The organism is Pontibacter sp. H249, from assembly GCF_037892465.1.
Lineage (GTDB): Bacteria > Bacteroidota > Bacteroidia > Cytophagales > Hymenobacteraceae > Pontibacter.
Genome location: NZ_JBBKTR010000020.1, coordinates 63,005 through 86,536 on the forward strand (window position 1 = coordinate 63,005; position 23,532 = coordinate 86,536).

Below are 23,532 nucleotides of genomic sequence, written 5' to 3' on the forward strand. Positions count from 1 at the left end.
TGATGCTCTGTCTTACGAGAAAAATTAGCCTAAGTCGGGCAAGAGTGCTGATTTTGCCATTTACCTGTCAGGTGCGGTGCAATCGAGCTGTATTTGTATATTTGTATTTTTAAGACAAAACATGACCACTACACCAAAACGCTATACTGTTACGGCTGCTTTGCCTTACGCCAACGGACCTGTTCACATCGGTCACCTGGCTGGGGTATACCTGCCAGCCGATATCTATGTGCGCTACCTGCGCCTGCAGGGCCGCGACGTAAAGTTTATCTGCGGATCTGATGAGCATGGGGTGCCGATTACTATTCGTGCCAAGAAAGAAGGTATAACGCCACAACAAGCCGTGGATAAGTATCATGAACTAATCAAAGAATCCTTCGAAGACTTTAAGGTATCGTTTGATGTATATGACCGCACTTCTTCGAAGATACACCACGAAACGGCCTCTGAATTTTTTAAAAAGCTGTACGAGGATGGCAAGTTTATAGAGCAGACAACGCAGCAGTACTATGATGAGAAGGCGCAGCAATTCCTGGCCGACCGCTACATTGTGGGCACCTGCCCTAAGTGCGGCAACGAGAATGCCTACGGCGATCAGTGCGAAAGCTGTGGTACCTCCCTTAACGCCACTGATCTGATCAACCCTAAAAGTACACTAAGCGGAGCCGTACCGGTAATGCGCGAAACAAAGCACTGGTACTTGCCGCTTAACGAGTATGAACCATGGCTGCGCGAGTGGATTGTAGAGGGCCATAAAAGCGACTGGAAATCGAATGTATATGGGCAATGCAAATCGTGGATAGACCAGGGCCTGCAGCCACGCGCCGTAACCCGCGATCTGGACTGGGGTGTGCCGGTGCCTGTTGAAGGTGCAGAAGGCAAAGTGCTGTACGTATGGTTCGATGCGCCAATAGGTTACATCTCGGCCACCAAAGCGCTTACAGATGATTGGGAGAAGTACTGGAAAGACGAAGACACGAAGCTGGTGCACTTTATCGGTAAGGATAACATCGTGTTCCACTGCATCATCTTCCCGAGTATGCTAAAAGCGCATGGTGATTTTATACTTCCGGACAATGTGCCTGCAAACGAGTTTCTGAATTTGGAGGGCGACAAAATTTCTACCTCACGTAACTGGGCAGTATGGCTGCACGAGTTCCTGCAGGACTTCCCGGGCAAAGGCGACGTGTTGCGTTATACTTTGTGCGCTAACGCCCCAGAAACAAAAGACAACGACTTTACCTGGAAAGATTACCAGGCCCGCAACAACAACGAACTACTGGCCATACTTGGCAACTTTATTAACCGCGCGGTGGTGCTTACCCAGAAATACTACGAAGGTGCTGTACCAACCCGTGGTGAGTTAACCGATTATGATAAAGAGGTGCTAGGCGTGCTGGAGGGTATGCCAATGGTAATTGCAACTTACATCGAGCGCTACCGCTTCAGGGATGCACTTAGTGAACTGATGAACCTGGCACGCCTGGGTAACAAGTACCTGGCCGATACAGAGCCTTGGAAGCTAATCAAGACAGACGAGGAGCGTGTAAAAACTATCATGAACATAGCGCTGCAGATATCTGGTAGCCTGGCTATACTCATGGAGCCGTTCCTGCCTACATCTGCTGATAAGCTGCGCGACATGCTTAACATGGCCTTAGGTAACAGTTGGTCAGACGCTGGTGCCGCTGATCTCCTGAAGGAAGGGCATGTAATCGGTAAACCAGAGCTGCTGTTTGAGAAGGTAGAAGATGCTGCCGTAGAAGCGCAGGTGCAGAAATTACTAGACACAAAAAAAGCTAACGAAATGGCAAACGCTGTAGTAGAGCCTGCAAAAGAGAACATCTCTTTTGATGAGTTTACTAAAATGGATATCCGCATCGGTACTATTTTGGAAGCGGAGAAAGTGGCTAAAACGAAAAAGCTCCTGAAGCTGAAGATTGACACAGGCATTGACCAACGTACTGTGGTTAGTGGCATTGCTGAGTTTTTTAATCCGGAGGAGATCATCGGGCAGCAGGTAAGTATACTTGTAAACCTTGCACCGCGTGATATCAAAGGCATCACTAGCCAGGGAATGATCTTGATGGCAGAAAATGCAGACGGTTCATTAGCCTTTGTACAGCCAAGCAAACAAATTACGAATGGCGGCACTGTATCTTAAAAGTATAGAGTCTGCTTTAAAGTAAATTAGTTGCCTCTCCTGTTAAAAGCAGGAGAGGCAATTTTGTTTAATGGCATTACACTAAATTTTAATTCGACGTTTATTTTCTAATTAAGTATACTATAGGAGTCCTGGTTATACTAATCAAAGTAAATTGAGCCAGGGCAGGGAGTAAACCAAAACTGTATCACTAGTTGAACGCTGATAGAACATGCAATCAATTCAGGAAAAAGTTGAGCAGGCACGATTAAAAGCTTTATATGGGTATCATATGTTGGATACTGAGGCAGAAAAAGATTTTGATGATATTACCGAGCTAGCTTCTGTTATTTGTAATACACCTATCTCTCTAATAACACTTCTTACTCATAACCGGCAATGGTTTAAGTCAAAGAAAGGTTTGTCTGTTTCTGAAACGCCACGCTCCATCTCTTTTTGCCATCATGCTATAAAGCAGGAAGATGTATACGAGGTGCCTGACGCCAAACAGACAGAAATATTTCGGGAGAACCCCTTGGTTACAGAAGATCCTAACATCAGATTTTATGCTGGAGCTCCACTTATAACTCAAAACGGACATCGGTTAGGTACTTTATGTGTTATTGATGCGGTAGCTAAAAAGCTTACAAAAGAACAGAAGAAGGCCCTGGTAACGCTCTCTAAACAGGTAATGGTGCAGTTTGAGCTGCGGCTAAAGAAGCAACAACTGGAGAATGAGAAAAAGCAACTGCTGCTGGTAAACGATAAGTTAGACAGATTTACGCATATGGTCTCGCATGATCTTCGGGAGCCTATTCACAACATAAGTGCTATTGCCGAATGGATAGAAGAAGACCTGGCAACTGGTGATGTGGCTAATGTTGCTGGGAATGTGGCACTTTTAAAAGAAAGAGCAAATGCCATGGACGCTTTAGTGACAGGTTTGCTGGAGTATGCAGGCATGCAAGTACAAAGCCTTCCTAAAGAACAGGTAGCCGCAGGTGATTTACTTCAAGAAATCAAAAGCGAACTACGTGGAGCTGAGCATTTCGAGATCACCATAGCCCAGGATATGCCGGTTATAAAAACTGAGCGGGTGCTACTAAAGCAGGTATTTGCCAATCTACTAACCAATGCAATAAAATATCACCACACAGGCCGGGGTAAAATAGAAGCAGGCGCAGTTGCCAAGCAAGGTGGCTACATGTTTTATGTAAAAGACAACGGCCCTGGTATACCAGCAGACTCACATCAGAAGATATTTACTTTATTTGAGCGTCTTGTTCGTGATTCCAGGAAAGAAGGCTCTGGTATTGGCCTCGCCACTGTCAAGAAAATTGTGGAGGAAAGAGGCGGCAAAATCTGGGTAGAGTCAGAAGTAGGAAATGGGGCTACTTTCTATTTTACATGGCCTGTATAGTATAAACTAACTCATTATAACAGGTTCGCCGGCTGCAACAGTAGGTTTAGAAGCCAGAAACTCAACTCTTTTAACTACAAAGTATAAGGCAGCAGCAACCACTACTGAAAAAGCCACCAATGCCCACCATAAGGTGTCGAAGCCATACCTGGAGGCAAGCGTGGTGCCAAGGTAGGGGGCAATTACATGTGCTGCTGCATAAGATATAGTATAAAGGCCCATATAGGAGCCACGGTTACTATCGTTGGAGCGTTCTACGGTAATAGTTGCCATAAAAGGCATTACCAAAATTTCCGAAAAACTCAGAAGCGCCATAGCTATATAAAGCAGAACTACATGCTCTCCCACGTTCAACACCGCAAAAGAAAAGCCCATTATTAAAACTCCTACCGGTATTAGCCACGACTTCTTGATATTTTCTCCGAGCACGTACACCAGTATCATCTCGAATAGGAAAACTATAAATCCGTTAAGCGCAAGTAAAACTCCAATCCGCTCTTCGGGTAAAATGTATACCTGCCGATAATATAATGGCAACGTAGAGAGCAGCTGGAAAAAAATAATGGCAAAACCGCAGTTCAGTATCACAAAAAGTATAAACAAGCTATCTGAGTAGGGAGATTTCGCCTTTTTTGTCTGGGCTACTGCGGCGGCATCTTTTCTTTTTGGCTTATGGCCTTGCCTATTCCTGAAGTACGCAAAAAAGAACAAGCCAGCCATGATGCAGGTAAAGCCATCAGCAATAAATAACCACTTATAAGAGATAGCGGCTAACAAACCACCCAGCGCAGGGCCAACAGAAAAACCTAGGTTTAATGCCATACGGTTTAAGGAGAAGGCACGGGTAACGTTCTCTGGCTTGGCGTAAGAGGCAACCGAAGAGGCATTGGCTGGCCGAAGCATATCATTTATCAGGCTAAGTATAAAGACTGCCGCTGCCATATATGTGAACTGCTCCAGGAAAAGGAACATAAAGTATAAGCTGCCTCCAACTGTAAGGCTAAAAAACTGCACCTTAAAATGCCCGATTTTATCTGTAAGCCAGCCACCCAGGAAAGAGCCGCAAACTGAACCCAGGCCATAGATGCTAAGTATAATGCCAGCCTCTTTTAAAGTACAGTTTAATGCCTCCGTCAGGTACACCCCTAAAAATGGTATTACCATAGCCCCGCTTCTGTTAATAAACATGATCAGGGAGAGCATCCAGGCTGGTTTAGAAAGGCCTCCAAAGGCATTGCCGTAGAGCAGTAATATTTTTTTCATAGGTGTTGGGGCATTGGTAAGCGGTTGCGAGAAGGTAAAAGTATACTTTACTGATTGCATTATAAACAAAGAGGCGCAAACTTTTGCGCCTCTTTGTACTTTATTTACAATTAAATAAGTTTTTATGCCGTATCGGGTGCAGTATGCTTATTTTGTATTATACTGGTTCATCGTGCGCTCCAATCCTATGGTGCCGAAGGCAATTATAGAGTCAGCAGTTTTCTCAATCAGGCCTTGCAGGTCTATTTGCTCGTCTTCACTAAACTTACCTAGCACATAATCTACCTGTTTGCCTTTATGAAACGTATCTCCAACACCGAAGCGCAGGCGTGGGTAATTGTTATGCCCCAACGTTTGCTCAATGTGCTTTAATCCATTGTGTCCGCCGGCACTGCCTTTAGTTCTAATGCGAATTTTACCGTAAGGTAAGGCAATATCGTCTGTAATTACCATCATTTGCTCTACTGGCAATTTTAAAGAATTTAGCCAATGGCTTACAGCTTTGCCGCTCAGGTTCATGTAAGTGGTGGGTTTTACCAGCACGTAAGTTCTGCCCTTTGTTTTGATTTCAGCAACAAATGCATGGCGGCCTGAGTCGAAACTGGCTTCATACTTTTTAGCAAGGTAATCGAGCACCATAAAGCCAATATTGTGGCGTGTTTCTGCATACTCTGGGCCAATGTTTCCGAGGCCCACAATAAGGTATTTCATACTTGTATCTTCGGGTAGGGCAGGAGCTTTAGGAGCCATGCCCAGCCATTGTCTCAATTTAGTTATTGTTAGATTGCCCAATGTAGTTGTTGTGTTTGGTTACTGCCTTTACAGAGTATATCTAGCGCAATAACTAGATACTTATTAAGTGCTGACATTAGGTTATTCATATCATGTCAGGTGCTTCTGATACTTAATTTTAAAAGCGATTAACAACCACCAATTTAAAAAGGCCTTGTACCTTAAACAAAAAATCCTGCCCCACTTTTAGGCAGGACAGGATTTGATGTATAAAGCTGTATCAGCTTATTTTTTTCCACGAGCTTCTTCAGCCTGTGCACTCTTAAGAGCACGAGGAATAGTAACTGTAGCTACTGGTGCAAGTGGGTTAGTTAAGATTTCGTAGTCACCACCTTTGATCTTGCTAACTTTGATAGATTTACCAAGCTCAAGCTCAGAGATATCAACTTCGATATAATCTGGAAGGTTAGCTGGAAGTGCTTTTACTTTAAGCTTACGTAGCTTAGTAACAAGCTTACCACCTAGCATAACACCTGGAGAGTTACCAACCATTTTAACCGGGATATCGATTTTTACTGGCTTGTCTTCCTGAAGCTGAAGGAAATCAACGTGCAGCAGCATTTCGTTTACCGGGTGGAACTGTACGTCCTGCATGATTGCTCTGTAGTGCGTACCTTCGATATTCAAGTCTACTTCGTATACTTCTGGAGAATAAACTAAGTCTCTGAACAGGATAGCTGGTGCGTAGAAGTGAACTTGCTCAGCACCGCCATAAAGTACACCTGGTACATAAGACTCATTACGCAATTCTTTTGTTTGCGCTTTGCCGAGATTTGCTCTTTTAAACCCTATAATCTCTAAAGTTTTCATATAAATGAATTTGTTAAAATTTTGAAGCCACAAAGGTATGGATTTAATTGTTGATTGTTAAATTGTTGATTGTTTTTTCTTGCGTTGTACAAGCAATTGAGACAATTAACTTTAAAACAATCTCCAGACCTGCTTTAGGAATGTATGAATTGCTGGTTTTCAATTAATTAGTAAGGCAATTGACAACCAGCAATTAAATTAAATAAACAGCGAGCTGATTGACTCGTGTGTTACTACGTTGTTTATTGCTCTGGCAAAAAGGTCGGAGAAGGAAAGTACTTTAATCTTAGAGCACTCTTGCTTTAACGGAATAGTATCCGATACAACCAACTCCTCAAGTACAGACTCTTCTATGCGCTCATAAGCCGGGCCGGATAACACTGGGTGTGTAGCAATAGCACGAACAGATTTAGCTCCTTTTTCCTTTAACAGTGCAGCTGCTTTTGTAATTGTGCCTGCTGTATCTACCATGTCGTCTACCAACACAACGTCCATCCCTTCAACATCACCGATTACCTGCATAGAGGCAATCTCATTAGCGCGTTTACGATGTTTGTCGCAAACAACCATTTCAGCTCCGAAGTTCTTAGCAAACGATCTAGTTCTTACAACACCGCCAACGTCTGGTGAGGCAAAGATAAGGTTAGAGCCTAGGTTCAGGCTACGCAGGTAAGGCACAAAAATGGCAGAACCATCCAGATGATCCACTGGAATGTCGAAGAAGCCTTGTATCTGGCCGGCATGAAGGTCGCAGGTCATCAGGCGGTCGGCACCAACAGACTGAATGGCGTTTGCCAATACTTTAGATCCAATCGATACACGTGGTTTGTCTTTCCTGTCTTGGCGGGCATAGCCGTAGTATGGCATCACCACAATTACTTTATGAGCCGAAGCACGCTTTGCCGCGTCTACTAACAGCATCAGTTCCATCAGGTTGTCTGCCGGCGGAAATGTAGACTGCACAATGAAAACCTCTGCGCCGCGAACTGACTCATTAAAGTGCACTCCTATCTCGCCATCGCTGAATCGTGAAATGCTTAAGTCGCCGAGGGTAGTGCCGTATGCGGCTGCAATCTTCTCCGCTAGGTACTTAGATGCGGAACCAGAGAATATTTTTACTTGTGGCATAATGGTGCTAAAAGCTAATTGAGGGTTTAGATTTAGTTATTATGCCCGCAAAGCTACCAAATAATCCTGATATAGGTAGTAGATATTCCTGATTTTAAATTACTTACATCTGGTGTAAAAGCAAAAAAGAACAACCCGCTTATCGCAGATTGTTCTTCTTAAGTTGTCCGACCAGGGCTCGAACCTGGACTCTTCTGAACCAAAATCAGACGTGTTGCCAGTTACACCATCGGACAATTTCCCTACTAGACTTAAGAACTTGCGTGCTATTGTCGTTTGGTGATGCAAATATAGAGAGACGATTTTAAACTGCAAACAATTGCTGCAAATTTTTTTATAAAATATTAGGATAAAATCTGCTTCAGGGCCGTGTCATAGTGTTTTTTGAGTAGAGCAACATAATAGCAATAGCTTTCTAAGGATAAGAGTTATACCCTGTTTTGTATCCTAATTATGTGAATTTCACTCGGTTATTTTTGGGAGTTTAGAAAATATTAGCTCACTTTTCCTGTACTGCAAAAATTACACGCGCATCTGGCTATCATTAAATAAAAAATTAGCTATTAAGTAATTTGTTTGTTGCTGAGTTGATGATCTCGTTTATCTCAAACGCCTTTATGCAAGATTCACGGCTATCTGCACAACAACAAGTATGAATTATTAATATAATTAGTATGCTGAGTCAGCCTATGATAGAAAAATGGTAAAAGCAAAATAACGGGTAAAGTATAAACATAGCTAAGCTCTGAAATCAGCTAAGGTATATTAATGTACTCTTTTTAGAGGTTAGGCTTTCGTGTAGGTTTGAATAATGTTTTCTGTAGCGCTTGATGAGGCTTGGGTTATATCGATTGGATTTTACGTTATATAAATAAGGTATAAATGGGACTTACTATTTTCGGCTTTACATGTAAAGTAACACTATGTATATACACAGAAAAAAATAATGCTTTTTCTGCTGTGGGAGTGTCACTCTAGCTGACTTTGTACGTAATGAGAGTTCTATACATTAATTATGTTTATGCCAACCTCAACCCTCAACCCTGATATTATAATTACCACCTGTGGACAACAGCTAGATCTTAGTTCTACTGAGTTGGTAATTGAACGATCCAACAGCCTTTTTAGCTACAATATTCACAAACTTAAGACAGGTGAATATGTAATCTGCGAAAAGTTTTATGCCAATCCATTCAATAACCGTTACATCCTGCTTAACGATGAGCAGATTGAGATGCTGAAAAATCTTTAATTTTGTTTTAAGCTGAAGTCAAGTTTTTAGGTAATGATTAAGCTCGTTTTTTGTAAATTATTCTTAGCAGTTTGGAGTCAGATCTTGTAAGGTAAATCTCCAAATCTAAACTTATGTGCTGAGAAATGCTGCAGTGCAAAATCTGTAGAATTGCTTTTGTATATTAATGCTTGGTTCTCAGTAAAATAGTGCCTGCCTTTGTTGTTGATCATGCAATATTTTATTATGTTTATACAATAATAACAAATACATAATAACTTAAAAGTGCGGCTATGAAACAGGTATTACTAATGCCCCTATTGCTTTGCGCTTTTTCCGGAGCCGGAGCTCTTGAAAGCGCTGTAACCTGCAAGGCGCAGGTTGATATGTTTTCTGCTTTTAGCTCTCAAATAGCACCTCAGGACACTGTTAAGGTGTCTTATGTGCGTGAGGATGATCCAAAGACGAAAAAGAAAGCTCGAGTGAAAACCACTAGAGTAAACTTTAAACGAGATGTGCAACGTGCAGCCTTATCTAAGCAGAGTACCGAGGGTAATCAGGTTGATATAATCGTGATGCAGTCCGGGCAGATTGTGCGTAACTTAGAAGATTTGCAATTGGTAGGGAACAGCGGTAATCAGTTATCCAACAACAGATTTATAGGTTTTGAGAATATTTCGGTTCCCTTCGAAGGCTCTATACGGTTTAAGGCAACTAATAAGCTTGGTACTGTTTCATATGATCGTGAAGTACGTTTTACGGTAATGGAAGAAGGCAAATGGGTATTAAGAATAGATCTCTAGTTCTGAACCTAGAGTAAACAAAAGGGCAGCCAAATTATCAATAGCCGCCCTTTTTGTTTGTATGATGGCAAGTATAAAATTATAGTTACAGGAGACTTGCAGGCATGTGCACGTGGTTGTGCTAAGCTTAGTACTTTGGTTCCGAGTCAGAGAGGCAATAGTAAATTATCATATAATCAAAGCGGTTTGCCTCAGTGCAGCAGGATAATTGTTTGAAGCCTCTACAACTGGAAAATATTTTCGCATAGTTTGCTCCGGCAGCTGCAGCCGCACGTTTTTAAGTTATACAATCTCAGGTTGTATTTCAGTGATATAGATGTGGTTACAGACAATTTAGATGCAGTTTATAGCAACCTGCATCTGTATAAGCTACATAGGGCAAAACTTTTTAACATCTTGTATGGATATAAGAGATTTATACATTAGTTTTGCACCCTGAAATAACTCCGTAACAAAAGTTAATCAATATAATTAAGTCAGATGGCGAATATTGGCAGAATTACCCAGGTTATCGGTCCGGTTGTGGACGTTAGCTTTGCGGGTGAAAACTCTAAGCTACCAAATATCTTGGATGCCCTACAAGTGACGAAAGACAACGGCCAGGTAGTAGTACTGGAGTGTCAGCAGCACCTTGGCGAGGACCGTGTACGTACCATTGCAATGGACTCTACAGAAGGTCTTACTCGTGGCGCTGAAGTAGTTGACTTGGAAGGCCCGATCAAAATGCCAACAGGCGAAGGCATCAAAGGTCGCCTTTTCAACGTAATCGGCGAAGCCATTGACGGTATTCCGCAGCCTGTGAGCACGGGTGGTTTGCCAATCCACAGACCTGCTCCGCGTTTCGAAGATCTTGCTACTTCTTCTGAAGTATTATTCACAGGTATCAAAGTAATCGACCTTATCGAGCCTTATGCAAAAGGTGGTAAAATTGGTCTTTTCGGTGGTGCCGGTGTAGGTAAAACTGTATTGATCCAGGAACTGATCAACAACATCGCGAAAGCACACGGTGGTCTTTCTGTATTTGCCGGTGTAGGTGAGCGTACTCGTGAGGGTAACGACCTTCTTCGTGAGATGATTGAGGCTGGTATCGTACGTTACGGTGCTGAGTTCTTAGAGTCTCTTGAGCACGGTGGCTGGGATCTTTCTAAAGTAGATCAGGAAGAACTGAAGGAGTCTAAGGCTACCTTCGTGTTCGGTCAGATGAATGAGCCTCCTGGGGCGCGTGCACGTGTAGCACTTTCTGGTTTGACTATGGCGGAATACTACCGCGATGGTGAGCCGGGTTCTAGCGACGCAGGTCGTGACATCCTTTTCTTCGTGGATAACATTTTCCGTTTCACGCAGGCAGGTTCTGAAGTATCAGCCCTTCTTGGTCGTATGCCATCTGCGGTAGGTTACCAGCCAACGCTGGCAACTGAAATGGGTGCCATGCAAGAGCGTATCACGTCTACAAAGCGTGGTTCAATTACATCGGTACAGGCCGTTTACGTACCTGCCGACGACTTAACTGACCCTGCTCCAGCGACAACGTTTGCTCACTTGGACGCAACTACAGTACTTTCACGTAAAATCTCTGAGCTTGGTATTTACCCAGCAGTAGACCCTCTTGACTCTACTTCGCGTATCCTTACGCCAGATGTAGTAGGCGAGGAGCACTACAACACAGCACAGCGTGTGAAAGAGATTCTGCAGCGTTACAAAGAACTTCAGGATATCATCGCCATCCTTGGTATGGACGAACTATCTGACGAAGATAAAATGGTAGTACACAGAGCGCGCCGTGTGCAGCGTTTCCTGTCTCAGCCATTCCACGTAGCAGAGCAGTTTACAGGCCTTAAAGGTGTTCTTGTTGATATCAAAGACACAATCAAAGGCTTTAACGAGATCATGGAAGGTAAGTATGACCACCTGCCAGAAGCAGCCTTCAACCTTGTAGGTACTATTGAAGATGCTGTTGCGAAAGGTGAGAAAATGCTTGCTGAAGCAAAATAAGTTTTAATTAGTTAAAAGTTAAGAGTTGAAAGTTAAGAGTTGGTTTTACCACTTAGCTTTTAACTCTTAACTCTAAACTCTTAACTAATAAAGATGTATTTAGAAATAATCACACCTGATAAAAAGGTTTTTGCCGGTGAGGTAACATCAGCCCAGTTTCCGGGAGCCAACGGTTCGTTCGAGGTTCTGGATTCTCACGCTCCACTTATCAGCACCCTGGAACAAGGCAGAATCCGTGTCACTACCAACAAAAGCCAGGAATTCTTTACCGTTGACGGTGGTGTGGTAGAAGTACTGAACAACAAAATTATTGTACTAGCTGAGTCTGTAATAGAGTAACAGTAAGTATAACAAGTATAAAAAATCCCCTCCTGTTTGTATGAGCAGGAGGGGATTTTGCTTTTTTTAGACAGGTGTTCTTTATACTTTAATTACTGTACAGCAGTAACTCCTCCTCGCTGCCTGGTAAGATAATGGTTTCCAGATAACTTAGTCCTAGCTTTTCCAATAGCTGAATTGATCTGATGTTATTTGGTAAGGTGATAGCAGAGATCTTGCGTAGTGCCAGCTGGTTGTGTGCATAAGCTAGTGTAGCACTAGCTATTTCATAGGCATAGCCTTTACCGTTGTACGCTGGCAGAAGAGCAAATCCTATGTCAGGATTCTCTAAATTATCTCTTCTAATGATCCCGCACATGCCAATAGCTTGACTATTCTCTTTTGTTTCTACCAAAAATAAGCCAAAGCCATTATGCCTATAGCTTTTTAAGGGGCCATTCTCTAAATAAGCCTTAGCTTGCTCTTCTGTTTTAATGCCTTTGTCACCAATAAACTGCAGCCATCCGGGGCTGTTGAGAAGTTCGATGATAAAACCAGTATCATGAATAGTGAACTCACGCAGTTTTAGTCTTTCAGTTTCTAGAATTTGGTTCATAGGTAGGTTATATGGCGAACAGTGGATACATGGATTTGATAAAATTTTCAGGACTAAATCAGGAGATGAAATTGTCAGTAGTGCTTCATTACCATACTGCTTAACCAGTTTTAGAAGTAGTTTACGCTTGCTATTCGTATTACACTACTAGTTTAAATTACATTGCATTCATCTTTTAATAAAGGCTGTGAATGAGACGCAGCCTAGTTGTATCATGTTCTAAGCATTTGTTTTAAAGTTTTGAAAGAATATAAATCAACAGGATCAAAAGTATGACGATGGACAGCACGTACTTTCTCTGCCTGTGTTTCCTTAAATAACCATCCTTCTTCATGTCCCAATCAAAGAGCATGACAACAAGAACATCAGAAAAATTAAAAATAAACTCGTGCCATTCAAAAGCTTCGTCTGCTCTTCTTTTAGAAGATATCGTATTCTTCTTCTTTTTGAAACGTTTTAAAGCCTCTACTTTCTTATTCTCGTATTCTACTGGGACATTACGAACAAGAAGCTCTTTTTTTGCTTGCTCAATAGCCAACGGATTCCAATCATCTGGGAAATTGGCTATTTGAATGAGTTCGCCTGTTTCTCGTTCTGCTATTGGAGGTTCAAAGTTCATACTTTCTATAATGAGAGCGGCCAGCTAGTATGTGTTTACTTTTACTGCCAGCACTATATATGGAACTGCTATCAGCTATGCGAAGAGAAAGTAACTATATAATTTAAAATCTTTTAACAATATAGCAGTTCTAATAGAGCAGGAGTACTCTTAACCTTTATAAAACTTCCAACTCCACATTTTCACACACAGAATAACCCACAAAAGTAAGAGTAAGGCTTTACTCCAGATCCTGCTTCGTTAGTATCTCGTTGTATAAAACCTAAACTTTGCCTCTTAATATTCTGACAAGAGAGTTGCCACACGTACCTGTTTTGCAGCTTTAAAAGAGTTTAGCACCTACCTTCTGGCATTTTACAGAATGATAAGCAGGTTATAAGTAACAAATTATTGTTGCTAAATAAATGTATGTTTAATAGAAAATATCGTCGTATTCTATCTATTCCTAAATCCTGTTTATCTTTAGGCTGATTAACCTGAATACTCATGGCAAACATCCACCCTAAAACTACCCCGATTTATCAAACCTCAGTTTTTACGTTTGAAGACCTAAATGCACTTGAGCTATACTTTGAGGAGCCGGGACAGAACTATATGTATACCCGCTATGGCAACCCTAACACAGAGGAGCTAGCACAGGAGATAAATAAGCTCGAAGGTGGTACAGGAGGAGTGGTAACTTCCTCGGGTATGTCGGCGATACTGGCGGCAGTGTTGGCGGTTTGCAAGGCCGGCGATCATGTGCTATGTGCCGAGGAAATTTACGGAGGATCGGCGGCGCTGCTAAGCCAGGAGCTAACACGCATAGGAATAGAAGTAACTTACGTGCCCTCTGCTGATATTTATACTTTAGCAAAGTATATCAAGCCAAATACCCGCCTGATGCTGGCAGAAACCATGAGCAACCCCTTGCTGCAAGTGCTGGATGTTGCAAGGCTTGCCCGGGAAACAAAGAAGCAAAGTATAAAACTAGTAATTGATAATACTTTTGCCACGCCCATACTTACTAAGCCACTTGAACTAGGTGCCGATATGGTGATGCACAGCGTAACCAAATACCTGTCAGGGCACAGCGATGTTACAGCCGGTGTGGTAGTTTGCCAGCAGGAGCAGGACCTGCAACGCGTGCAAGCGGTAATGAGAACGTATGGCTTAAATCTTAGTCCGTTTGAAGGTTGGTTGGCTGCGCGTGGTCTTAAGACACTGCACCTGCGCATGAAGCAGCACTGCAGCAATGCTATGGCTATAGCACAGCTTCTGGAGCAGCACCCGAAGGTAGAACAAGTATGGTATCCTGGTTTACAAACGCATCCGCAACACAATCTTGCAAAGGAGCAGGGCCAAAGTATGTTTGGCGGTATGCTCAGTTTCAGGATAAAAGATGATACAGAAGCAGTGAATCGTTTTATGCAGGGACTAAAAAGTATACCTTTCGCGCCTTCGCTGGCTGGGGTGAATACTTCTATTTCCTATCCGTTAGGTACCTCGCACCGCTCGCTAAGCCGGGAGCAGCAACAAAAGTTGGGTATTACGACTGGAGTTATTCGTTTGTCGGTGGGTATAGAGGAGCCGGAGGAGTTGATCGCTGATCTGAAGCAAGCTTTGGCACAGGTGTAGGTTTTTAGTTTTAAAGCTGCCGTAGTCTAACCACCCTTAACCCCTCCTTAACCAAGGCGGGGAAATGTACTTACTGCTTCTACTGCCATCAATTTAGCTATACTCTTACCTTTTTAGTAGCACCTTTATTTTGTCATCCTGAAAGGATCTTGGTGGATGGGAAGTTAAGCACAAGCTACAGTGCTAACGCTTTTAATAAAGTAGTGCCATAGTTTCCCGCCTTGGTTAAGGGTGGTTGGAGTACGGCAGCTGGAAAGTATAAACTTACACCACCTCCAGCAACTTCTTCAGGTTCTTTACTACTTTCTCCAGTTCTTCTTCTTGCAAACTGCTGCTACTTGGCAGGCAGAGGCCGCGTTTGAATAGGCGTTCACTCAAATTATCTCCAAAGTATAAATTGTTAGCATACAGTGGTTGCAGGTGCATAGGTTTCCAGAGTAATCTTGTTTCGATGTTCTCTTCTTCTAAATCCTGTCTTATGCTTTCCGGGCCGTGCCCTTCGGGTAGAAGTATGGTCGTGAGCCAACGGTTAGCAAAGCTAGTTTTGGGTTCGGTTACGAATTCAAGACCTTCTATACTTTGTAGCTGTTTACGATAGTAATTAAAGATCTCCCGGCGCTGCTTTACACGCATTTCCAGCACTTCTATCTGGCCACGGCCAATACCCGCGCTAATATTGCTCAAGCGATAGTTGTAGCCCATTTCGGAGTGCTGGTAGTACGGTGCAGGGTCTTTAGCTTGTGTAGCTAGGAATCTTGCCTTTTCAGCCAAGCCTTCCTCATTAGTTATGATAGCGCCGCCAGCTGATGTAGTAATAATCTTGTTGCCGTTGAAGGAGAAAATACCCATAAGCCCAAAAGTGCCAACCTGATGGCCAGCATAGCGTGATCCTAGAGCCTCTGCTGCATCTTCTATAACGGGTATAGCAAACTCTTCTGAGATAGCCATAATCTCCTTTAGCTTAGCTGGCATGCCGTACGAATGCACTAAAAGTATGGCAGCAGGCTTTTTGCCTTGCTTCAAACGTTCTTCTATTCCGGCACGAAGTGTATCAGGACACATACTCCAGGTCTCGGCTTCGCTTTCTATAAAAACAGGAGTAGCTCCTAAGTATAAAATTGGGTTGGCAGAGGCTACAAAGGTAAACGTAGAACACAGCACCTCATCTCCGGGGCCAATACCCAGCAGGCGCAGCGCCAGGTGAATGGCAGCGGTGCCAGAACTTAGAGCAACGCCATAGCGAGAATTAGTGTGTTGGCAGATGTCGTGCTCAAAGCCAGGTATGTTAGGGCCAACCGCAGATACCCAGTTGTCCTCAATTGCTTTCTGCACATAGTTTTTCTCGTGCCCGCCCATATGCGGAACAGAAAGGAAAATTCGCCCTGGCCTGTACAACATGTCTTTGCTTTTTTAGGGTGATGTTATTGTAATGCTTAAGTGCTGCGGTTACTACCTACAACGGTAAAGTACAGCGTAACAGTATATCAAGTAGGCTATACGTATGTTAATCAATATAGTAAAAAGACTTTACTAAATCTGAGCCTTCTACGTAGTAGCTTGGAATATGCTGCGATAGCGCAAAGGTTTGCGGGCATTTTTATAGATTGCAGCTTTAACAACGGTTCTTGTACAAACAGATGCTGGATTTCCCGAACGCAAAGATCAACTTAGGTTTATTTGTTACTTCTAAAAGACCTGATGGTTTCCATAACTTGCAGTCTTGCTTTTACCCTGTAAAATGGTGCGACGCGCTGGAGATTTTGCCTGCTGTAGAAGAACGCTTTGATATGACAGGCCTGCCAGTGCCCGGAAATCCAGATACTAACCTTTGCCTGAAAGCCTATAAGCTTCTTCAGAGTGATTTTAAATTGCCGCCGGTACACATGCACTTGCACAAGGTAATACCAATGGGAGCCGGTTTGGGAGGTGGCTCTGCAGACGCTGCCTTTACACTTAAAAGCCTTAATAAGCTGTTCGAACTAAACCTTTCGGATGATAAGCTGGAAGAATATGCCCGCCAACTGGGCAGTGACTGCGCTTTCTTCATTCGAAACAAGCCTGTAATTGCCACTGAAAAGGGAGATATATTCTCGCCAGCCAACTTAGATTTATCAGGCTATACTTGTGTGGTGGTGTACCCAGGCATACACATAACTACCGCAGAGGCTTACGGTAATATAAAACCGCAGCAGCCAACCTACACCATGGAGATGCTCCTGAAACAGGATATACATGCCTGGAAAGAGGTGATGAAAAACGATTTTGAAGAAGCGCTTTTTCCCAAATACCCTGAGCTGCCGCAGATCAAAGAAAAACTTTACGCAGCGGGTGCTGTATATGCTTCCATGACGGGCTCGGGCTCGGCTGTATACGGAGTATTTAAAGAAGAACCAGCCGAATTAATCTTCCCCGACCACTACCTGCTCTGGAAAGGCTTGCTTTAGTTTTTTGCGGCGCTTGTCGTAAGCATCTAGAACGGGGTAGATAAACACGCTCAGGAGAATAATGGCTGCACCCAGGTAAAAGCCCGACGACATTTGCTCATCTTCCTTAAAGATTAACAGAGCAAGTATAATACCGTAGATCGGTTCCAGGTTTACAGTCAGGTTCATGGTGTAAGCAGTGATGCGCTGCATTAGCCTAACAGAGGCAGTGTAGGCATACACTGTACAAGCCAACGCCAATACCAGCAGGTACACCCAATCCATGGCGCCCATACTAAAGTTAAGTGATCCTCCCTCGGCAAAATAGGTTGTATAAATCGGGAAGAACAGCACTGTGGCAAGGCAGGCGCCAGTCATTTCGTAAGTTGTGATAGTGGTAGATGGTATCTTCTTTACCAGCTTTGCATTGATGATGGTAAAGATGGAGCCCATTAGCGCAGAGCCAATAGCCATAGTAATGCCAAGTATGCTATCGAATTCTGTCTCGTTTTGGAAAATAATATACAAGCCGAAAATCACCAGTAGGGCAAGCAGTACCTCATGCGGTTTGATTTTGCTTTTGCTGAAGAGTGGGTCTAGTAAAGCGGTCCAGAGACTACAGGTGGCAATGCCCACTAACGTAATAGAAACAGACGAAACCCTGGCGGCCGCAAAAAACAGGATCCAATGTGCTGCAATAATAAATCCGACACCTAGTAGCTTGAGAGCTTGTTCTCTGCCCATCCAGAACGGTGTGCCGCGCTGGTAAATGATGGCTCCTATAGCCACTGCTGTAATTGAAGTGCGCAAAGCAACCAGTTCTACAGCAGGTATAGAGATCAGCTTACCAAGTATGGCTGTGAAGCCCCACAGGAAAACAATAAAATGGAGCTCGATAAAGTCTTTAAGCCGGGGCATGTTAGCGCGGTACGTAACGGTATAAAATAAAACCTATGCCTGTAAATACGATCGTCGGAATCCAGGCGGCTATGGAAGGAGGTATATCGCCTACCTGTGCCAGGCTGCGGCTGGTGATTACGAAAATAATAAAGATGAATGCCAGAAAGAACCCCAGTGCAATCTGGAAACCAACCCCACCACGCGCTTTACGGGCACTTACAATTACTCCGATTATAGTAAGTATGATAATAGCGAATGGATAGCTGAAACGCTCATACTTTTCGATAAGGTATGTTTCCAGGTCATCTGCTCCCCGTGATTTTTTCTCATCAATAAACCGGTTCAGTTCTGTAAGCGTCATGGTCTGCTCCAGTTTATAGGTACTTTCAAAGTCTTTGGGAGTGAGGTTAAGTGTAGTATCTAAAGCTCCTCCTTTGTGTATAGTCTCCTTCTCGCCGTTAAAAGTGCGCAGAACATAGTTATCCATGTGCCACTTTTCTTTTTCCGGGTCCCACCGCACATTATTAGAGGTAAGCTTGCTTTTAAGGTTGGTCTTATCAATAGACTCAATCGCAAAATTGTACCCAACGTGGGCTGTGACGTTGTAGCTCTCCATGTACACGTAGGTTTCAGGAGCTACTTTAATATGAATGTTACGGCTATCGTAAGTAAAGGTACTTTTGGTATACTTTATTTGGAAAGCAACACTCTCCTTGTTTGCATTAGGTATTACCCAACCGATAAGCACAAAGATAACCGCAGCGATAATCGAAGAACCGATCAGGTACGGTACCAGCAGCCTTCTAAAGCTTACGCCACTGCCAAGTATAGCTACGATCTCGGTATGAGATGCCAGCTTAGCCGTTACAAATACGGTCGCAATAAACACCGTAATCGGGCTAAGCATGTTGGCGTAGTATGGGATCAGGTTTAGGTAATAATCAAAGATGATCTCACCAATAGCCACATTATGCTTGATAAAGTCGTCGTTCTTTTCTGTAAAATCAATTACCAGAATTACAGATACAAGTATCAGCACCACAAACACAAATGTGGTCAGGAACTTCTTTAATATGTACTTATCGAGGAGCTTCAACTTAAGTTAGCGAGTTAAAAAGTTAGAGAGTTGGAGAGCTTAGAGGAATATAACTCTCTAACTCTTTACAATCTTGTCATTAATTTCTTTACCATCACATCTTTCCAGTCGCGGAAAGTTCCGTTCAGGATGTGCTGACGGGCTTGCTTTACCAGCCACAGGTAAAATGTAAGGTTGTGCACGCTGGCAATTTGCCCGGCCAGGTACTCACCGCTGTGAATCAGGTGGCGTAAATAAGCCTTGGTGTAGAACGTGCTTACATAGCCTCCCAGTTCCGTATCTATCGGGGTGTGGTCGTTTGCCCACTTTTGGTTTTTAATGTTAATGACACCCTGTGTGGTGAACAACATGCCATTTCGGGCATTACGCGTTGGTAGCACGCAGTCGAACATATCTACACCCAAAGCGATATTTTCAAGTATATTGGCAGGCGTACCTACCCCCATCAAATAGCGTGGCTTGTCTGCCGGAAGTATATCGCACACCAGTTCGGTCATTTCATACATCATCTCAGCGGGCTCGCCTACCGAAAGGCCACCAATGGCATTGCCTTCACGGTTAAAGCTGGCAATGGTCTCAGCAGACTGTATGCGTAAATCTTTGTAGGTACTGCCCTGCACAATCGGGAATAGCGTCTGGTTATAGCCATACTTTGGTTCAGTACTGTCAAACCTATCAACACAACGCTGCAGCCAGCGGTGTGTGCGCTCCATCGAGTACTTGGCATAGGTGTGGTCGCAGGGGTAGGGGGTGCACTCATCAAAAGCCATGATAATGTCGGCGCCAATAGTGCGCTGAGTGTCCATCACGTTTTCGGGAGTGAAGTTTAACGTAGAGCCATCAATATGGGATTTAAACTTTACGCCCTCTTCTTTTATCTTACGTGTACCAGCGAGTGAGAAAACCTGATAGCCACCACTATCGGTAAGTATAGGCCTGTCCCAACCGTTAAATTTATGTAAGCCGCCAGCTTTTTCCAGCACATCTAAACCGGGGCGCAGGTATAGGTGGTAAGTGTTGCCAAGTATGATTTCAGCTTTGATATCATCCTTTAGCTCACGTTGGTGTACTGCTTTTACAGTGCCGGCTGTACCTACCGGCATAAAGATTGGCGTTTCGATGGCTCCGTGATCAGTTTGCACTACACCGGCACGGGCTTTAGATTGTGGATCTTTGGCTACTAATGAAAATTGCATATCTGTAGTTTATAGTCCTGGGCTTTAACAAGAACAGGACCAGGTGCTGCGCAAAGGGCTAAAAACCTATAGCTCAGCGTTTATTTATACTTCTAAAAGAACCGGCAAAGATACAAAGAGTAATGCCACAAACCATACAATTTTTTTAATGCAACGATGCTTCGGAAATGCCTTTTTAATGGTTATTTTTGAGGAGGCTTTAGGTGAATTGTTTAATTGCTAGTTAGCTAATTTGTTGTTTCCAGTAAAGGGAGGAGAGGCTTTGGCAATTTTATAGTACAACAATTCAGCAGTCCAACTATTTAACAATACAAATTTGATTACAACTATACTCCTGGTGCTGCTCGGGCTTTGTGTGCTGGTGCAGCTTTATTTTACGCTTATTTATTTTTTGCCGCTTACCAGGCACGCAGATCCGCAGTCGGAATCAAAGCGGCCGGTTTCGGTTATTGTAGCGGCGCATAACGAGCAGGATAACCTGTACGAACTGCTGCCCATGCTACTAGACCAGGAGTATCCGGAGTATGAGGTGATTGTGGTAAATGACCGCTCTGATGACGATACTGAATTTTACCTGTTCGAGCTGGAGAAGCAATTTCCGCATTTTAAGGTAGTAACGGTTAAAAAGACTCCCGATTATCTAAACCCTAAAAAATATGCGGTAGCTCTTGGCATAAGAGCAGCCAAGTATGAGCATATGCTGTTCACAGATGCCGACTGCCGCCCTTGCAGTTTAAATTGGATAGAAAAAATGCAGAGTGGCTATGAAACTGGCGCTGAGGTAGTATTGGGGTACTCTCCGTACACACAGCTTAAAGGTTTTTTAAATAGCTTGATCAGATATGAAACCTTGCTGACCGGAATTCAGTATTTGTCTCTTGCAAACCTAGGGAAACCCTACATGGGGGTCGGCAGAAACTTATCTTACACAAAAACTTGTTTCTTTAAAAACAAAGGGTTTGCATCTCACATCAAAACAATGGGCGGCGATGACGATCTTTTTGTTCGTGATGCCGCCAACAATAGTAAGGTTAGCATTGTTATCGACAAGGAGGCGCAAACAGTAAGCATTCCTAAAAAGACGTTTTGGGAATGGGTTGTGCAAAAACGTAGGCATATGTCCGTCGGGGGACGTTATAAAGCGGCAGACAGAAGAAGATTAGGAGCATTTGTAGCATCAAACGTTTTTTTCTACATCCTTCTCATTATTCTTCTTGTTTTGAATAGCCATTTAGCTATATTAGGTGCGCTTGTGGGCGTACGTTACTTATCGGTGTTTCCGGTATATGTGCTGGCCGCACGAAGACTCGACGAAACAGTATCCCTGCCATTATTGCCTGTGCTGGACGTAGTGTACTTTTTTACCTATGTCTTTCTTGGGGTATCTGTATTAATGTATAAACGACTCAGATGGAAGTAAACAAACAATTCTCTGCAAAAGCGAAGCACGACTTTAAGCTTATTCAGGCAGCGGTAGAAGAAAACGACGAAAAAGCGTACGCCGAACTGATGAGCATTTACAAGAAACCAGTTTACCACGTGGTTCTGAAAATGGTGCGCAACGCTGATGATGCAGAGGACTTAACGATAGAGGCTTTTGCCAAAGCTTTCCGTAACCTGCATAAGTTTAACCCGGAGTACGCGTTCAGTACCTGGCTTTTCCGAATCGCTACCAATAACTGTATCGATTTTATCCGCAAAAACAGGATCAAGACCATGTCTATCGATTCTGCCATTAAAATTGATAACGGCGACGAGATTACCATCGACTTCAAAGACAAAAACCTTAACCCACAGGAAGAGGCGATCAAAAACCAGAAGATCGAGATTATGCAGTATGTAGTGGCTAAGTTGCCGGAGAAGTACCAGCGCCTAGTTACACTGCGTTACTTTAATGAGCTTAGCTACGAAGAGATTGCCACAGAACTTAACGCACCGCTAGGTACTGTAAAAGCCCAACTGCACCGCGCCCGCGAGTTGCTCTATGATATGGTAAAAAACAAAAAGCACCTTATTTAATTGCCTGATCACAAAATTGATTACCTGATTAAATAGTGCTTACTAAAGTATAAATTAAGGTTGAATATTGATTACGTTAGAAACCCCTGTTGCCCGTAAGCAGCAGGGGTTTTATACTTTTACACCATATACCGTACTTATTTTATACTTTTGCAGCCTGCTATTTTATATTGGGATGAGATTTTTTTCGAAAGAGAGGTGGCTGGAGCTGACAGGGAGGTTATACCTGCAGATGCGCCTGCGCACCCCTGAAAAAATAGAGCGGGAGCTAAGTATAAAGTATGAAGGGCAGTACCGAAATGCCGGCTTAACGCTGCTTTTCGATGTGTTTATGGCAATAGCCGTTGTAGTTGCTGTGGCTATACTTGCAGTTACTTTATACTTGTTTGCCGCTTAACATTCATTTATAATTTCTAATTCGTAATTCATAATTTAGAATATATGCCTCATTCTACTGCCATCCGCACACTTTTGTCAGGTTACTTTCCAGAGCTTACCGAAGACCAGTTGCAAAAGTATGAGCACATGGGAGAACTGTACCAGGAGTGGAACCAGAAGATAAACGTAATCTCGCGCAAAGACATGGACCAACTGGGGGTGCACCACATCTTACATTCGCTGGGCATTGCCAAAGTTGTGCAGTTTCCGGGTCATACTTCGGTAATGGATGTAGGCACTGGCGGCGGTTTGCCGGGTTTGCCATTAGCTGTTATGTTTCCGGAGGTTAAATTTCACCTGGTAGACTCCATAGGTAAAAAAATACACGTAGTGCAGGAAATTGCAAGAGAGCTGCATTTGCATAATGTTACAGCCAGCCACGCACGCGCAGAGCAGGTGCGCGACAAGTATGACTTCGTTGTGAGTCGTGCTGTTACCCGCCTAGCCAATTTCTGGCCCTGGATTATGAATAGCTTCAAGAAAACCGGCTTGCCAATAGAAGGCTTGTATTACCTGAAAGGAGGCGATTTGGAAGAAGAGATCGCAGAATCTGGGTTGATCACAAAAGTGCACACTCTATCAGATTACTTTACAGAGGAGTTCTTTGAAACGAAAAAAGTGGTATACGTGCCGCTAAAGTAGAATCAAGTTTTAGAATGAATGGAGTTTACCTTAGAGGCGCAATGTTTTGCGTCTCTTTTTATTATG

The 23,532-nt window shown here is 43.3% G+C and carries 22 protein-coding genes and 1 tRNA gene; 12 read left to right on the top strand and 11 right to left on the bottom strand.

Annotation, left to right across the window (positions count from 1 at the left end):
• The first annotated feature begins 121 nt into the window (after window positions 1-121).
• Window positions 122-2,164, top strand: coding sequence for a methionine--tRNA ligase (gene metG, locus WG943_RS19320; RefSeq protein ID WP_340411497.1), 2,043 nt, complete (start codon window positions 122-124; stop codon window positions 2,162-2,164).
• 211 nt (window positions 2,165-2,375) lie between these two features.
• Window positions 2,376-3,563, top strand: a complete 1,188-nt coding sequence (locus WG943_RS19325) for a sensor histidine kinase (RefSeq protein WP_340411498.1) — start codon at window positions 2,376-2,378, stop codon at window positions 3,561-3,563.
• Between the two features lie 6 nt (window positions 3,564-3,569).
• On the opposite strand, the gene WG943_RS19330 is transcribed toward WG943_RS19325, so the two are convergent.
• The 5 genes from WG943_RS19330 to WG943_RS19350 all read right to left on the bottom strand — a co-directional run bounded on the left by WG943_RS19330 (window position 3,570) and on the right by WG943_RS19350 (window position 7,792).
• Complete coding sequence (locus WG943_RS19330) at window positions 3,570-4,826, bottom strand: MFS transporter (protein ID WP_340411499.1); 1,257 nt, start codon at window positions 4,824-4,826, stop codon at window positions 3,570-3,572.
• 147 nt (window positions 4,827-4,973) lie between these two features.
• The gene (pth, locus tag WG943_RS19335) at window positions 4,974-5,537 is read right to left on the bottom strand and encodes an aminoacyl-tRNA hydrolase (RefSeq protein WP_340411545.1); all 564 of its coding nucleotides are present in this window, start codon (window positions 5,535-5,537) and stop codon (window positions 4,974-4,976) included.
• A 306-nt stretch (window positions 5,538-5,843) separates the two neighbouring features.
• Window positions 5,844-6,428, bottom strand: coding sequence for a 50S ribosomal protein L25/general stress protein Ctc (locus tag WG943_RS19340; RefSeq protein WP_340411500.1), 585 nt, complete (start codon window positions 6,426-6,428; stop codon window positions 5,844-5,846).
• Between the two features lie 198 nt (window positions 6,429-6,626).
• The gene (locus WG943_RS19345; RefSeq protein WP_340411501.1) at window positions 6,627-7,556 is read right to left on the bottom strand and encodes a ribose-phosphate pyrophosphokinase; all 930 of its coding nucleotides are present in this window, start codon (window positions 7,554-7,556) and stop codon (window positions 6,627-6,629) included.
• Window positions 7,557-7,719: 163 nt separating this feature from the next.
• Window positions 7,720-7,792: transfer RNA gene (locus WG943_RS19350), tRNA-Gln, on the bottom strand.
• A 785-nt stretch (window positions 7,793-8,577) separates the two neighbouring features.
• Between WG943_RS19350 and WG943_RS19355 the strand changes: the two genes are divergently transcribed.
• From WG943_RS19355 to atpC, 4 genes are all read left to right on the top strand, one after another.
• On the top strand, window positions 8,578-8,808 hold the full coding sequence (locus WG943_RS19355) for a hypothetical protein (protein ID WP_340411502.1): 231 nt from the start codon (window positions 8,578-8,580) through the stop codon (window positions 8,806-8,808).
• Between the two features lie 272 nt (window positions 8,809-9,080).
• Window positions 9,081-9,590 (top strand): hypothetical protein, encoded by a 510-nt coding sequence (locus WG943_RS19360; protein ID WP_340411503.1) that lies wholly within the window; start codon window positions 9,081-9,083, stop codon window positions 9,588-9,590.
• A gap of 480 nt (window positions 9,591-10,070) precedes the next feature.
• Window positions 10,071-11,582, top strand: coding sequence for a F0F1 ATP synthase subunit beta (gene atpD, locus WG943_RS19365; RefSeq protein ID WP_340411504.1), 1,512 nt, complete (start codon window positions 10,071-10,073; stop codon window positions 11,580-11,582).
• A 93-nt stretch (window positions 11,583-11,675) separates the two neighbouring features.
• Window positions 11,676-11,921 carry an ATP synthase F1 subunit epsilon gene (gene atpC / locus WG943_RS19370; protein ID WP_219877637.1) on the top strand — a complete coding sequence of 82 codons (246 nt, stop codon included), beginning with the start codon at window positions 11,676-11,678 and terminating at the stop codon, window positions 11,919-11,921.
• 88 nt (window positions 11,922-12,009) lie between these two features.
• Here the strand turns inward: atpC and WG943_RS19375 are convergent, their stop codons facing one another.
• Both WG943_RS19375 and WG943_RS19380 read right to left on the bottom strand, forming a co-directional pair.
• Window positions 12,010-12,516, bottom strand: a complete 507-nt coding sequence (locus WG943_RS19375) for a GNAT family N-acetyltransferase (protein WP_340411506.1) — start codon at window positions 12,514-12,516, stop codon at window positions 12,010-12,012.
• Window positions 12,517-12,748: 232 nt separating this feature from the next.
• Window positions 12,749-13,135: a hypothetical protein gene (locus tag WG943_RS19380; protein WP_340411508.1), complete on the bottom strand. Its 387-nt coding sequence runs from the start codon at window positions 13,133-13,135 to the stop codon at window positions 12,749-12,751.
• Between the two features lie 486 nt (window positions 13,136-13,621).
• Here WG943_RS19380 and WG943_RS19385 point away from each other — a divergent pair, with 486 nt between their 5' ends.
• On the top strand, window positions 13,622-14,752 hold the full coding sequence (locus WG943_RS19385; RefSeq protein ID WP_340411510.1) for a trans-sulfuration enzyme family protein: 1,131 nt from the start codon (window positions 13,622-13,624) through the stop codon (window positions 14,750-14,752).
• A 264-nt stretch (window positions 14,753-15,016) separates the two neighbouring features.
• Here WG943_RS19385 and WG943_RS19390 read toward each other — a convergent pair whose 3' ends face one another.
• Entirely contained in the window at window positions 15,017-16,150 is a 1,134-nt protein-coding gene (locus WG943_RS19390) for a DegT/DnrJ/EryC1/StrS family aminotransferase (protein ID WP_340411511.1), read from the bottom strand.
• Window positions 16,151-16,389: 239 nt separating this feature from the next.
• Here WG943_RS19390 and ispE point away from each other — a divergent pair, with 239 nt between their 5' ends.
• A complete protein-coding gene (ispE, locus tag WG943_RS19395) occupies window positions 16,390-17,196 on the top strand; it encodes a 4-(cytidine 5'-diphospho)-2-C-methyl-D-erythritol kinase (protein ID WP_445323655.1) in 807 nt (268 codons plus the stop codon).
• Here the strand turns inward: ispE and WG943_RS19400 are convergent.
• From WG943_RS19400 to tgt, 3 genes are all read right to left on the bottom strand, one after another.
• Entirely contained in the window at window positions 17,152-18,093 is a 942-nt protein-coding gene (locus tag WG943_RS19400) for a DMT family transporter (RefSeq protein WP_340411514.1), read from the bottom strand. The genes ispE and WG943_RS19400 overlap by 45 nt on opposite strands.
• Window position 18,094: 1 nt before the next feature.
• Window positions 18,095-19,171 carry an LptF/LptG family permease gene (locus WG943_RS19405; RefSeq protein ID WP_340411516.1) on the bottom strand — a complete coding sequence of 359 codons (1,077 nt, stop codon included), beginning with the start codon at window positions 19,169-19,171 and terminating at the stop codon, window positions 18,095-18,097.
• A 65-nt stretch (window positions 19,172-19,236) separates the two neighbouring features.
• Window positions 19,237-20,367 carry a tRNA guanosine(34) transglycosylase Tgt gene (gene tgt / locus WG943_RS19410; RefSeq protein WP_340411518.1) on the bottom strand — a complete coding sequence of 377 codons (1,131 nt, stop codon included), beginning with the start codon at window positions 20,365-20,367 and terminating at the stop codon, window positions 19,237-19,239.
• A 316-nt stretch (window positions 20,368-20,683) separates the two neighbouring features.
• Between tgt and WG943_RS19415 the strand changes: the two genes are divergently transcribed.
• From WG943_RS19415 to rsmG, 4 genes are all read left to right on the top strand, one after another.
• Window positions 20,684-21,787: a glycosyltransferase gene (locus WG943_RS19415; RefSeq protein WP_340411519.1), complete on the top strand. Its 1,104-nt coding sequence runs from the start codon at window positions 20,684-20,686 to the stop codon at window positions 21,785-21,787.
• Window positions 21,778-22,386, top strand: a complete 609-nt coding sequence (locus WG943_RS19420; protein ID WP_007659731.1) for an RNA polymerase sigma factor — start codon at window positions 21,778-21,780, stop codon at window positions 22,384-22,386. Before WG943_RS19415 ends, WG943_RS19420 begins: the two co-directional genes overlap by 10 nt.
• A 175-nt stretch (window positions 22,387-22,561) precedes the next feature.
• Window positions 22,562-22,783, top strand: coding sequence for a hypothetical protein (locus tag WG943_RS19425; RefSeq protein ID WP_340411523.1), 222 nt, complete (start codon window positions 22,562-22,564; stop codon window positions 22,781-22,783).
• 44 nt (window positions 22,784-22,827) lie between these two features.
• A complete protein-coding gene (gene rsmG, locus WG943_RS19430) occupies window positions 22,828-23,466 on the top strand; it encodes a 16S rRNA (guanine(527)-N(7))-methyltransferase RsmG (protein ID WP_340411525.1) in 639 nt (212 codons plus the stop codon).
• Window positions 23,467-23,532: the final 66 nt, after the last annotated feature.